The sequence below is a fragment of the Shumkonia mesophila genome (genome assembly GCF_026163695.1).
In the GTDB taxonomy this organism is placed as follows: Bacteria; Pseudomonadota; Alphaproteobacteria; order Rhodospirillales; family Shumkoniaceae; genus Shumkonia; species Shumkonia mesophila.
In genome coordinates this window covers 1-12,207 of record NZ_JAOTID010000037.1, presented here as the reverse complement: position 1 = coordinate 12,207, position 12,207 = coordinate 1, and the positions used below count along the sequence as shown (strand labels likewise).

Annotated in this window: 16 protein-coding genes and 1 pseudogene; 14 read left to right on the top strand and 3 right to left on the bottom strand. The window is 62.2% G+C overall.

The features are described from left to right. Positions 1-153 precede the first annotated feature (153 nt). From ODR01_RS24985 to ODR01_RS24960, 6 genes are all read left to right on the top strand, one after another. The gene (locus tag ODR01_RS24985) at positions 154-759 is read left to right on the top strand and encodes a hypothetical protein (protein WP_316980439.1); all 606 of its coding nucleotides are present in this window, start codon (positions 154-156) and stop codon (positions 757-759) included. 120 nt (positions 760-879) lie between these two features. Next, positions 880-1,071 carry a hypothetical protein gene (locus ODR01_RS24980; protein ID WP_316980438.1) on the top strand — a complete coding sequence of 64 codons (192 nt, stop codon included), beginning with the start codon at positions 880-882 and terminating at the stop codon, positions 1,069-1,071. Positions 1,072-1,137: 66 nt separating this feature from the next. Further along, complete coding sequence (locus ODR01_RS24975) at positions 1,138-2,172, top strand: hypothetical protein (protein ID WP_316980437.1); 1,035 nt, start codon at positions 1,138-1,140, stop codon at positions 2,170-2,172. A gap of 5 nt (positions 2,173-2,177) precedes the next feature. Continuing rightward, positions 2,178-2,651: a lysozyme gene (locus tag ODR01_RS24970; RefSeq protein ID WP_316980436.1), complete on the top strand. Its 474-nt coding sequence runs from the start codon at positions 2,178-2,180 to the stop codon at positions 2,649-2,651. Beyond that, positions 2,648-3,154: a hypothetical protein gene (locus ODR01_RS24965; RefSeq protein ID WP_316980435.1), complete on the top strand. Its 507-nt coding sequence runs from the start codon at positions 2,648-2,650 to the stop codon at positions 3,152-3,154. The genes ODR01_RS24970 and ODR01_RS24965 overlap by 4 nt, the downstream gene beginning before the upstream one ends. Before the next feature lie 189 nt (positions 3,155-3,343). Next, positions 3,344-4,060 (top strand): site-2 protease family protein, encoded by a 717-nt coding sequence (locus tag ODR01_RS24960; protein WP_316980434.1) that lies wholly within the window; start codon positions 3,344-3,346, stop codon positions 4,058-4,060. On the opposite strand, the gene ODR01_RS24955 is transcribed toward ODR01_RS24960, so the two are convergent. Then, complete coding sequence (locus tag ODR01_RS24955; RefSeq protein WP_316980433.1) at positions 4,044-4,439, bottom strand: hypothetical protein; 396 nt, start codon at positions 4,437-4,439, stop codon at positions 4,044-4,046. The two genes, ODR01_RS24960 and ODR01_RS24955, sit on opposite strands and share 17 nt — an antisense overlap. A gap of 165 nt (positions 4,440-4,604) precedes the next feature. Between ODR01_RS24955 and ODR01_RS24950 the strand changes: the two genes are divergently transcribed. The 8 genes from ODR01_RS24950 to ODR01_RS24915 all read left to right on the top strand — a co-directional run bounded on the left by ODR01_RS24950 (position 4,605) and on the right by ODR01_RS24915 (position 11,031). Then, on the top strand, positions 4,605-5,837 hold the full coding sequence (locus ODR01_RS24950; protein ID WP_316980432.1) for a hypothetical protein: 1,233 nt from the start codon (positions 4,605-4,607) through the stop codon (positions 5,835-5,837). Further along, a complete protein-coding gene (locus ODR01_RS24945; RefSeq protein ID WP_316980431.1) occupies positions 5,830-6,207 on the top strand; it encodes a hypothetical protein in 378 nt (125 codons plus the stop codon). The genes ODR01_RS24950 and ODR01_RS24945 overlap by 8 nt, the downstream gene beginning before the upstream one ends. A gap of 16 nt (positions 6,208-6,223) precedes the next feature. After that, the gene (locus tag ODR01_RS24940) at positions 6,224-6,415 is read left to right on the top strand and encodes a hypothetical protein (RefSeq protein WP_316980430.1); all 192 of its coding nucleotides are present in this window, start codon (positions 6,224-6,226) and stop codon (positions 6,413-6,415) included. Further along, the gene (locus tag ODR01_RS24935) at positions 6,412-7,677 is read left to right on the top strand and encodes a tyrosine-type recombinase/integrase (RefSeq protein ID WP_316980429.1); all 1,266 of its coding nucleotides are present in this window, start codon (positions 6,412-6,414) and stop codon (positions 7,675-7,677) included. The genes ODR01_RS24940 and ODR01_RS24935 overlap by 4 nt, the downstream gene beginning before the upstream one ends. A 310-nt stretch (positions 7,678-7,987) precedes the next feature. Continuing rightward, positions 7,988-9,562 carry a DegQ family serine endoprotease gene (locus ODR01_RS24930; RefSeq protein WP_316980428.1) on the top strand — a complete coding sequence of 525 codons (1,575 nt, stop codon included), beginning with the start codon at positions 7,988-7,990 and terminating at the stop codon, positions 9,560-9,562. 197 nt (positions 9,563-9,759) lie between these two features. Further along, positions 9,760-9,978 carry a hypothetical protein gene (locus tag ODR01_RS24925; RefSeq protein ID WP_316980427.1) on the top strand — a complete coding sequence of 73 codons (219 nt, stop codon included), beginning with the start codon at positions 9,760-9,762 and terminating at the stop codon, positions 9,976-9,978. A gap of 186 nt (positions 9,979-10,164) precedes the next feature. After that, complete coding sequence (locus ODR01_RS24920; protein WP_316980426.1) at positions 10,165-10,353, top strand: hypothetical protein; 189 nt, start codon at positions 10,165-10,167, stop codon at positions 10,351-10,353. A 120-nt stretch (positions 10,354-10,473) separates the two neighbouring features. Further along, on the top strand, positions 10,474-11,031 hold the full coding sequence (locus tag ODR01_RS24915) for a hypothetical protein (protein WP_316980425.1): 558 nt from the start codon (positions 10,474-10,476) through the stop codon (positions 11,029-11,031). 21 nt (positions 11,032-11,052) lie between these two features. On the opposite strand, the gene ODR01_RS24910 is transcribed toward ODR01_RS24915, so the two are convergent. Both ODR01_RS24910 and glgC read right to left on the bottom strand, forming a co-directional pair. Beyond that, positions 11,053-11,817, bottom strand: a complete 765-nt coding sequence (locus tag ODR01_RS24910) for an SDR family NAD(P)-dependent oxidoreductase (RefSeq protein ID WP_316980424.1) — start codon at positions 11,815-11,817, stop codon at positions 11,053-11,055. Between the two features lie 42 nt (positions 11,818-11,859). After that, a pseudogene (glgC, locus tag ODR01_RS24905) lies at positions 11,860-12,207 on the bottom strand (glucose-1-phosphate adenylyltransferase); the annotation flags it as partial.

Sequence of the window (12,207 nt, the reverse complement as noted above, 5' to 3'; positions counted from 1 at the left end):
CAACAGGCCAAACACAACCCCCGGTGTGGCCTACTTTTCGGCGCCGATCCTGGCCTACTTTTCGGCGCCGATTGACAGCTTGCTTTCAAGAATGCGTTCCGTTCGATCTGCGGTGGCGGCGGGAAGTTCCTGGCCGGAGGCGACGCCGGATTGATGATGACGTCAATTGACGGCGTGAACTGGACACGTATCTCCGTAGCCGGGATGGGTGACGTCTGCACTGTCGCTTGTGACCGCGACGGGACGTTCTTCGTAGCAGCGGACGCGGACGGCAATGTCACTTTCTCGACGAATCTCACAGGCTGGTCTGCGCCTCAGGCAACCGGATTCGTCACACCGAGAATCGCTTGTGACGGCGCCGGCAATGCGTTGATGCACGGTCACAGCGGCGGCACTGTCATCTACGCCGAAAATTATGGTGCTACAATCTCCGCCCGCGCGCCGCGCGCTCATCAGATGCAGATGGCATGGGATTCAAAATTCTCGCGGTGGGTTGGCATCGATAACGTAGAAAAGAAAATTTACTACACAAGCGACACAGGGATGACGTGGACAGAATATCACCGGCCAGATTCTGAGACAGCGTATGGACCCGTGCGCAATGCTGGCCCGATCCTCGACACAAGCGTATCGGGACGGATGATTACTCCACAACTTGGAGGAAACGCGATCTACTTCAGAGACGAAATTGATGGCGTGTGGCGTTTCCGGATAGATCCATTCCCCGGCGCAACATTACTCCAAATCGTCGAATGGTGAAACAAAATTAGCCCTGTTTTTTGACCGCTGGTGCGGTTTTCAAAACACGGACGCACTATCCCACCATCAACCGCAATCCTGGGCCGCCCTGAAAGCGGCCCTTTTTCTTGGAAAACGACCATGCTCGAAACACTCAGAAACATGCTCTCCGAAACCTGGCAGAAGATTTTCGACTATGCCGCGATCAGCACAATGATCGGGACGCTCATGGGATGGATGCCAAGCATGGCAGCGACCGCGTCATTCATCTGGGCTTGTATCAGGATCTGGGAAACAGAGTCTGTGCAAAAACTCGTCGGTCGAAAGAAATAACAAGCATTCTGCGGCGATCTTTATATATTTCATATATAGAAGCAACAAGAAACGGGGGATCGGACAGTGACCGATCTTGGACAGGAAGCGCTTCAACTGGTTTCATTGCACGGGAGTATTGCCGCCGCCGCCCGCGCCGCAGGGATCTCGCGAAGTTCTATGCGGGATCGCCTCTCCCGCACGGGATGGAAGCTTGGCAAGCCGACCCGCCAACTTGCGGCGCCGGGGATCAGCACGGGCGGAATCGCCGAAATCCATCGCATCGATCGGGAACTTTCACGGCCGGCATCACACGCCGGCCGAACGCATTTGGTGATCCCTGACAGTCACGCGCACCCGGATTTTCCGAACGATCGTTTTGATTGGCTTGGCCGTTTTCTGCTCGATCTGAAGCCTGATGTCGTTGTCGACATCGGCGACATGGCCGACATTCCGTCTCTCTCCATCTATGACGGCGCCCGCAGCGTCGGCGGCGCCGGCGGCAAGAAATCGTTCGAAGGCAGGCGCTATAAGCTCGACGTCGCCGCGGCAATCGACGCACGCCGGCGCATCCTTCTCCCGTTCGATACAGAGAACTCCCGGCTGATCGCCGCCGGCGAAAAACCCCTCATCCTTCCCGAACTCCACAGCTGCGAAGGCAATCACGAAGATAGAATCCGCAGGGTATCGAGCCTTATCCCCGAGCTAGATGGCGTCATCTCAATCGATGATCTCGAGATCGAAAAGCTCGGTTGGAAGTTCCATGAATTCCGCATCCCGGCAATTATCGACGGAATCGCCTACGCGCATTTCCTGATTTCCGGCGTGATGGGAAAGCCCGTCGGCGGCGTCAACCACGCCCGCAGCCTGATCCTTAAGGGGCTCACTTCATCAACCGTCGGACACTCTCACCTTCGCGATTTTGCCGAAACAGTGACAGCCGATAACAGGCGCCTTCTCGGTCTGATCGTCGGATGCTTCTTCGATTTTCATGCAGATTTCGCGGGCCCGGCGAACTCGCTTTATTGGCGCGGTCTCGTCGTGAAGCGCTGCGTCCAGGCGGGAAATTACGATCACCAATGGATCTCGTTGGACTACCTCCGCGCCACGTACGGACACTAAAAATCATGTCAAAAGCCGTCCTCATTCGCATCGTCGGCGCTGCTGCGGCAGGCATCCTCTGCACGATCGTACCAGCGTTCGAAGGCACCGAATATGTCGGCTATGCCGACGTCGGCGGCATTCCGACGAAGTGCATGGGCGACACCACGGATGCGGTGATCGGCCAGCGATACAGCGAGGCTGAATGCATTGAGAGCCTCGAAACCGAGCTGATCGCCCATGCCGGCCCGGTGCTGAAATGCGTGCCGCAACTCGAAGGGCACCCCTACCAGATCGCCGCCTCGGTGAGCCTTGCCTACAACATCGGCACGGGCGCTTTCCGCAAATCGACAATCGCTAAAAACTTCCGCGCGGGTCGCTGGGCCGAGGCCTGCCGCGGTTTTCCAGCCTGGAACAAAGCCGGCGGTAAGGTTGTGCAGGGCCTGGCCAATCGCCGCGCAGCCGAGCGGAAACTTTGCGAAACGGAGCTACCATCATGAGTGTTTTTGTGACCATCGGAAGCTGGCTCATGCGCACCAAGGCCGCGACCTGGGCGTTGTCGATCGGTAGCACCGCACTGAGTTTTTTCGGCGGAGGCTCCGTTCTGAAGATCATGAAATGGGCGATCCCAGCCGCGCTGATCCTCGGCGCCGGCGGATATATTTGGTTTCAGCATCACCATATTTCCGACCTATCCGTTGAGCGCGAGAACGCTGTTTTGCAGCGCGATGCGGCCGGCCGCCAGGCTGAGATCTATGCAGCCGCCGCCAAGAAAAACGCCGACGCATTCGCAAAAATGAAGGCCGATCACGAACGGACGCTGGCCGCGATCGATAAGCTCCAGGCCGCAACTGATGCACGCCAGGCCGAAAACAATTCGCTTCGCAAGGAACTTTCCGATGTTGCAAAAACTGAAAATCGCGTGGTTGGTCCTGTTCTTAAGCGCCTGCTCGATCGGCTGCACGACGGCGCCGTGGCAGGCTCCAAGCCCGCCAGTAGTTGAGGTTCGCGTCGAGAAGCAGGAGGTGCCGGCAGTCCTTCTTTCGCCGCCGGCGGTTCCTGTTGCCCCGGCATCTGCTGCGGCAACGGAACTCGATGTCGCAGAATATATCCTCGCTTTGCGCGAAAGCCTGCTCAGTGCGATCGGGAAGCTTCGCAGCATCGCTGATCTCGTCCAGCCGGAGCGCGCGCAATGATCTATCTCCTCGGCTTCGTCCTCACCGCCCTTGCCGTCGTCGGAATCCATGAAGCCGGGCACCTCGTCGCGGCCAGGCTGTGCGGGATTCCCGTCAAGAAATTCGCGCTCGGTCTCGGGCCGGAAATCATCGGCAGGCAGATCGGCGGCACGCGGTATCAGATGAGGGCGCTGCCCGTCGGCGGCCTGGTCGACGTCGACAACGAAGCGCTCTATGCAGCGGCTTGGTGGAAGCGTGCGGCCGTATTCCTCGCCGGGCCGGCAGTCAATATCGTAGCCGGTTTCGCGGCGATCGCCGGGCTCGCGATCGCGTACGGGCATCATCTGCCAGCCGCGCTCCGTATGTCCGGCAGCGTTCTCGGAACCATCGCCACCTCATTCTTTTCATCGATCAGCCAGGCAGTCGCAGGCACCGGAATCACAGATCTCGGCGGTCCCGTCATGCTTGCGAAGGTCGCCGGCGATGCAGTCTCTCTCGGCGCCGGCAACGCGATTCTGATGATCGCGCTGGTCTCCTTCGTCGTCGGCTTGTTCAATCTCCTGCCGCTTCCTCTGCTAGACGGCGGCCAGGCATTGATTGCGATTGGCGAGCGGGTTGCAGGGCGGCGTCTCCCAGAATCAGTAGCGAACTGGCTCACGCGGGCAGGGATCGCAATGCTGATTCTGCTGATGCTCGCCGTCACGTACGGCGATCTCGTCAGGCTTCTTGCTTAGCAGCCTGCTTCTCCGCGGCGCGAATTTGCGCCGCGGCACCAGCCGCCATCCGCATTGCATTCAATGCGATATCCCGCGTCCGCGGGTCGCAAAGCGCATCTGCGAATTCATCGACGAGCGCGGTGAATTCGACCGGAATCACGACTGATTTCCGGCAAAGTCCGTCCTCAGCCAGGCGCTGAAGCCAGCGCCTGTGCCGCTCGGGCTGGCTCATCGGCCGGTCCAACACCGTTGGCCGGCCGCGCTTTCTTTTCTCCTCGCTCATCTCCCAAGCATAGCATTTTGGTTTTCGGCGCACAACGAAAACCGTTTTACAGACAATTTGCAAATTGTCTGTAACTGCGTGCGCGAGCACGCCTGCCCCGGCGGGCCGACGCATATCGTTATCCCGGAAGGGATAGATATGCCTAGTCGGTCTATAGATTATCTTTAGGCCCCTAAAACAACCCGCCAAGAGCCCGCTCATGAGAAGGGTAGACAGGCAAAGAATACCCGAGAAATTCAGAAAAATCTTTATATATTTTATCTATAGGAGGGTCGTCCAATGTATCAGTTTTTCCATTTTGAGACCTACGCACTCAACAAAAGAAACGTCGCCGCAAAGTCGAAGAACGGCAAAAAGAACGCGCCGCGGTGGACGATCGATGAGATCGTTGCCGAGCTGACGCGCAAGAAAGGCGCGTGCGATCACGTTGAAAAACCGGAACCGCCTGTGCTTGTTTATGGCGAAAATCCGGAGTGTACCGTCGACGAAATCAAGCGCTGTGCCGCAATCGCGAAGGATCAAGGGAGATACGATCGAGGCCTGCGCAAGGATGCGCAGCTGCTGATCTCCGGCGTCGCCAGCTGGCCCGTGCGTCGCGCTGACATCGATGCCGACGGCTTTGCCGAGTATCTGCGGTGGGAAAAAGCGACCGTCGAGCACCTGGTCGCTCGCTGGGGATCGAACCTCAAATACGTCTTGCGCCACTCCGACGAAGAATTTTTTCACGTACATTACGGAACGACGGCAACGTTCGATCCCGCGACAAAAGGCTACAGCATCGCTGACCTTCATCCCGGCATCGCCGCGCGCGAGCGAGCACGCGAAGAGGCAGCAGCGAAGGGCGAAGAGCCGAAGCGCGGCAAGATGGAAGCCGCGTATCGCGACGCGATGCGGCAGGTGCAGGACGAATATTTTGATCAGGTCTCCACGCAATTCGGGCTCACACGCGACGGCCCGAAGCGTGAGCGTTTGACCCGTGCGGAGTGGAAAGCGAAGCAGGCGATGGGCCAAAAAGTGGCGAACATCGTCTCCGAACGCGACGCTCTCCGCGTCCAACTCGACCAGGCGATCGCGGCGAACCCGGCAGCACGCGACAACGAGGCCCTGCTTACGCTGGCCCGCAATCTCGAAATCCGGGAACGAGATGAGCGGGAGAAGCGTATCCGGCTCGAGCAGCGTGAAGACTTCCTGCGCCGCCGCCTGGCCGGGGAAACTGAACGCGCCGACACCGCGGAGCGAGAGGTCAGCCGGCTTTCTGAAATCGTTCGCACGATGAAAAGCTGGGTCCAGCAAGCTACCGGCGTAATCAAACGCCTGCTCGCCGGCGCCGAAAAAATCGCGGACCGCAGGCCGGAATGGATGCCGGAAGACGTCTGGAAAGATATCGCGCGCTGTCAGAAAGAGGCACGTGTCGAAGCCGCTGTTGAAGCGCAGGCGGCCGCAATCGAGATCCGAGAGAGCCGCGGGAACGGCCGTCCGTCGCCGGCTGTCCAGAAGAAAAAAGTTGCGTAAACGAAAAATCGGTGTACATATTACCCCCAGGGACAATCGCCCTGGGGGTTTTCTTATGGCAGTTCATTCTCGGGATTTTCATATCGCTTTGTTCATGGCGGAGTTGACGCCGGCGCAGAAGAACGCCGTCGATAGGATGGCGGATGAGATCGAGAAGCAGGGCCATCCGTATCTACTGCTGCTGATCATTTGCGCGCTTTTTTACGCCGACCGCGGGCGGTACAATGCCTCCGGAGCGCCGCTGATCGGCGTGCCGGCGCTGGAAGACGATACGCTGACGGAGCCCGTTCAGATGCCCGAAAACGGAGACATTGCGCGCGCGACGTTGGATCGAATCTGGCCGGAATGGGAACGGGTCCTGACTCTTTGAGAGAGGAGATGGGAGCATGAAACGCGGACCGCTTGAACCGCCAGATCCAGATGACCCAGAGACGATAGAAAGCGATCGGCGCCTGCTCGCGAGCCCGCGGCGGCACTGGATATGCGGCCAACCGCTTATCGAAGCGATCTGGCGGCAGCAATATCGCGATGAAAAGCGGCGCGCTGAAGCTGCGAAAGACGACGAGGAGAAGAAGTGAAGCCTTGGATTGAGCCGAAGACTTGGCCGTCGAAACGCGCGAAGGGCGGTGTCAGCGGATCGTTCGTCGTCTGGTTCGAAGACAGCGACGGCAAGCGAACGACGAAGAGCTTTGCTTGGTCGAAGTACCAGAGCAAGACGGCCGCGAAGGACGCTGCGCGCGAGTTTTTGGAGAACGGCGCGAAGGACAAGCCGAACGCCGACGCGTTGAAGATCACTGTGCGGCAGGGGTGCGAACTGTGGCTGAAGGCTGTCCAGACGACCGGCATTGAAGGTCGCGAGCCTGTAGGCAAATCGACGCTCGGGCCATACAAAAATCACATCAACAACTACATCCTGCCGACGGCCGGATCCAAAAAACTGATCGATCTCGACCGCAAAGCTGTCGGTCAATATCGCGAGAAGCTGATCAGTTGGTGCGAGGAAAACGGCAAGAGCCGAGGCATGGCGAAGCGTGCGTTCTCGTCTTTACGATCGATGCTCGCCTATTGCGACAGCCAGGGTTTGTATGAAGATCGCACTGCTAGGATGAAGATCATTCATCATGAAGGCCGGACGAAGAAGCGCGTTGATGTCCCGCAGCCACATGAAGTCCGAGCGATGCTCGCGGCAGCTGACAAGCTGCGGAAAGCGACGAAAGCAGACTTCCCGAACCTTGGAAATTTTGGCCGCGGGCAGCGCCGGCAGATGCGGACAGCCTGGCGGAAATACCGGCCGGCTGTCTATATGCTCTATGAGACCGGCATCAGAATCGGCGAACTTTTGGGCCTGCCGTGGGAGCGTGTCGACCTGGACCGGCGCATCATAGAAGTCGCCCAGGCAGCACAAGAATCGGAGATCGGAGCACCGAAATCCGAAACGTCATACCGCGTTCTCGCGATCTCGCAGAAGCTTGCAGATATGCTGCGATTGCTGAAGCGGATGCAGCGCGGCAATCCGAAACTTGTCTTCGGATCGAGGACAGGCAAGCCGCAATCACAAGCAAATTTCTCGAGGGACTGCTGGCGCGTACTCATACAAATAGCCGGCGTCCGCCGCATCGGCCGACACGCGATGCGGCACTTCCGCGCGTCCGTTCTGATCGCGATGGGTCGTGATCCGAAGGAAGTGAAAGAAGAGCTCGGGCACGAATCGATCCAGATCACCATGAACCTCTACGGGCATCTGTTCGAGCGCCGGCGCGTCGCCCGGCGCAAGCAGCACGACACCGAGCTTGAGCGGTTTTGGACCGAAGAAGCCGGGTTCGATGAGGTCAAGGCGTGATCCGGTATGCAGTAAAATTGCAAATATTCATCCGCAAAAAGGCAGAAAACCTCACGCAATCCAAGGCATCATAATCCTTGTGTCGGGGGTTCGAATCCCTCCTCCGCTACCAGTTCAAGGCCTCGCCGAGACCCTCGGCGGGGCCTTTTTCATGATCGGCCCGTTCCCTTCGCGCATTAACAATGTTTCATGCGCCGGCAACGCCCCGGTTAGGCGCCTTCGGCCATAGTTCTCCCCAATGATGACGGCGCGTTCGCCTGCGTCATCGCGTTCCTTCGTTGGACCTTCGTGCTTTCAGGGGAGAGAGACCATGCACACCGATTCCACCCGGCGGACCGTCGTCCGCCCGCTTTGGAAAAAGGCGGCCACCGTCGCCGCCCTCGCCGCCGTCATCGGCGGCACCGCCACCACCGCCTACGTCGCCGGTCGGTCTGCGCCGGCCATGGCCGCCCCGCCCAACGATCTGGGCGCGAAGAGCGCGCCGGCCGCCGGCCTGGTCGGACGCGACGCCCTGGCGCCGATGAGCTTTCGCACACTGGCCCAACAGGTGACGCCGGCGGTGGTCAACATCGCGACCACCATCAAGGGCGGCGTTCCCGCCATGATGGACGGGGAAGGCGCTTCGCCCTTCCCGGACCTGCCGCCCGGCTCGCCGTTCGAGGAATTCTTCAAGCGTTTCATGCCGCCGGGACAGCAGTTCGGCCAGCCCGGCCAGCCCGAGCGGCACGCCCTGGGTTCCGGGTTCATCATTTCGCCGGACGGCTACATCGTCACCAACAACCATGTCGTCGACGGGGCCTCGGAAGTGGCGGTCACGCTGCCCGACCAGCGCCAGTTGAAGGCCGAACCGGTCGGCGTCGACCCCAAGACCGACTTGGCCCTCCTCAAGGTCAAGGCCGATGCGCCGTTGCCCTATGTCCCGTGGGGCGATTCGGACACCGCCGCCACCGGCGACTGGGTCATGGCGGTGGGCAATCCGTTCGGCCTGGGCGGCACCGTCACCGCCGGCATCGTGTCGGCCCGCGGCCGCGACCTTCACGCCGGCCCCTACGACAACTTCATCCAGATCGACGCCCCCATCAACCGGGGCAATTCGGGCGGCCCGACCTTCAACATGGAAGGCCAGGTGGTCGGCATCAATTCGGCCATCTATTCCCCCAACGGCGGCAGCGTCGGCATCGGCTTCGCCATTCCCTCCAACCTCGCCAGGTCGGTGATCGAGCAGTTGCGCCAGCACGGCAAGGTCGAACGCGGCTGGATCGGCGTGCAGGTCCAGGCGGTGACGCCCGAGATCGCCAAGGGCCTCGGCCTCGACGCGGCGAAGGGCGCCCTGGTGGTCGTCGTTTCCCCCGACAGCCCAGCCGCCAAGGCCGGCCTCAAGTCCGGCGACGTCATCCTCAAGGTCGCGGGCGATCCGATCAACGACATGCGGGAACTGCCGCGCCTCGTCGCCGCCAAGCCGAAGGGAACGGACGCCCGTTTCGTCGTCTGGCGGGACGGCAAGGAGAAGACCTTCGCCGTGACCGTGGCGCCGATGCCGGCCGAACAAACCGTGGCGGCGGCCGACGACGGCCCCGCGGCCGCCGAGCCGACGCTCGGCATGACCCTGACCGCCATCGAGCCGCCGGTCCGCCAGCGGCTGGGCATTCCCGAGGACATCAAGGGCGTGCTGGTCACCGGCGTGCGCGGCGACAGCCCGGCGGCGTCGGCCGGCATCAACCCCGGCGACATCATCGAGAAGGTCGGTCCGTCGACGGTGGATACGCCCGAAGACGTGGCCGCTACCTTGAAGGCGGCGCGGGCCGAGAAGCGTTCCTCGGTACTCATGATGGTCAATCACGGCGGCCAGAAGCGTTTCGTCGCCCTCGACATCGGGACGGCCTGAACTTCCCGTCTGCAGGCGGCGGGCCGTCAAGCCGGCCATGCTTGCGCGACCCGCCCGCCGTCTGCTAGAAAGCGCCTCGCCTGCCTCCCACGGACAGGCGGGCGCTTTTTTTTCGAACAAGGCCGGCGATCCGTCCCGGTGGCGACCTTCCGGTCCCGCCACCCTCTTTTGCCGCCGGCCGCCCACGGAGATCTGCCATGGCCCGCAAGAAACCAACGGCGAAGGCCGAATTCGTTCTGTTCAACGTGGTCTATCAGGACGGTTCGCTGAGTTCCAACCGCCGGGTACCCAACTCGGAGTTGGGCGGGCTCGACGGCGACGCCCCGGCGCGCGCCATCATCGAGGCCCAGGACCGCGAAATCGCCGAGCGTTCGGGCATCCCGCGCGGCCCCATCAAGTCGATCAAGCGGGTCTGACGAACGCCGTTCGTTCCCTGCCGGACGTCCCTGTGCCGTTGAAAACGTCGGGCGGCGGGCCATTTCCTCCTCATCGGCCCGGCGCTGGGATGCCTGTCGCGTTGCCGATGGTGGGGACGGGATGGAAAGAATCGCTTTCACTTGGCGTGCTGGGCTGCCATGAGGGACGACGGGCGGAACGAGGCGGTGGAAACCGCCGCTCTCGAACGGTGCGTGCAGGATGCGCTGGAGATGGCCGCCCTTCAGGGCCTGTGCCACGAGGGACAGGTCGAGGCGGCGGTCGGCGCCTTGCGCGCGGCGCGGCCCGACCTGTCGGCCGAGACGGCGCTGGCCCTGGTGTTGCGCCTCGCCCGCCCGAACCGGAACCGGCCGTAGGAGCCGTCGCTTTCCATCCACGTTTTTCAGGCCGGGCCCCGGCTTTTATCCACCGGCGCCATCCCCATATACACGCCGTGCGCGTTGTCTGGATCGCCGGGGGGCCGGCAAGGGGGGGCCATGACGTCGAACTTCCGCATCATTTCCGCCATCGTCTGTCTTGTCGCCACCATCGGCGCCGCGCCGATGCGCGCCCAGGCGGCGGACGGGCCCGTCGTGCTTACGGTGGCGGGCGCCGTCACCCACGCCAACCGGGGGCCGGTCGATCCCTTCGACGACGGCTTTTTCACGACCGGCCAGATCGCCTTCGACAAGGCGGCGGCCTTCGATATCGCCGATTTGCAGGCCATTGGCCTGAAACGCCTCGAGGTCCGCTATCCCGACTGGCCGAAAGGCTTCGTCTTCGAGGGGCCGCTGCTGGGCGACGTCCTGGCCAAGGCGGGGGCGACGGGAAGCGCCGTCCGCGTCCAGGCGCTCGATGGCTATGCGGTCGATATCCCGATGGAGGACGTACGCAAATATCCCATCGTTCTGGCGATCAAGCGGGACGGCCGGTTCCTGGGCATCGGCGATCGCGGCCCCGCCTGGGTGGTCTTCCCGCGGGACGACTATCCGGAACTCCAGACCCAGGACGATTCGAAATGGGTGTGGGCGGTCTATTACATCCACGTGGAGTGACCGCGCTTTCCCGCGGCACCCTCAGCCGGCCACCGAATAGCCGCCGTCGACCGGGATGGCGGCGCCGGTGATATAGTCCGACGCCCGGCTGGCCAGGAAGACGCCGATGCCGGCGAAGTCTTCTCCCTTGCCCCAGTGGCCCATCGGGCAGCGCTGGGCGATCTTTTCGGCCAGGCCGGGGAACTGCTCGGGCAGGTTGGCGGTCTGGCGGGTTTCGATCCAGCCCGGCAGGTAGGCGTTGACCTGGATGTTGTCCTTGGCCCAGGCCACGGCCAGCGCTTTGGTCAACTGCACCATGCCGCCCTTGGCGGCGCCGTAGGCGGCGGTGAACGAGGTGCCGAAGAGCGACGCCATCGAGCCGTTGTTGAGGATCTTGCCGCCACCCGCCTTCTTGAATTCGGGGTAGGCGGCCTTGGCGGCCAGGAAGGCGCTGGTCAGGCAGACGTCGATGGTCCAGTGCCATTCCTCGATGCTGAGATCCTGCGGCGACTTGCGCACGATGCCGCCGACGTTGTTGACCAGGATGTCGAGCCGGCCGTGGAGCGCCACCGTTTCGGCGACCATGCGGTCGATGTCCTTGGCTTCTGTGGCATCCGCGATGACGGCCGTTGCCTGGCCGCCGGCGGCGCGGATTTCTTCGACCGCCCCTTCGGTACGCCGGCGGTCGCGCGCCGCGATGGCGACGGCGGCGCCAGCCCCGGCCAGGCCCTTGGCGATGCCGAGCCCGATGCCGCTGTTGCCGCCGGTGACGATGGCCACCTTGCCGGTGAGGTCGAACAGGTTCATGGCGGACAGCCCCTAGGTTGCAATGGCGCGGGCGCGAAACGCCTACAGCCGTTCCAGCATGCTGGCGGTGATCAGGGTGACACCGTTTTCGGTGCGGTGGAAGCGGCGGGCGTCGATTTCCGGGTCCTCGCCGACGACCAGTCCGGCGGGGACGTTGCAGCCCTTGTCGACGATCACCTTCCTAAGGACGCAGTGGCGATTGAGGCCGGCATCCGGCAGGATCACCGAATCCTCCACCAGCCCGAAGGAGTGCACGCGCACGTTCGTCGACAACAGCGAGCGGCGCACCGTGGCGCCCGAGATGATGCAGCCGGCCGACACCAGCGACTGCACCGCCATGCCGCGGCGCAGGTCGTCGTCGAAGACGAACTTCGCCGGCGCGCGCTGGGC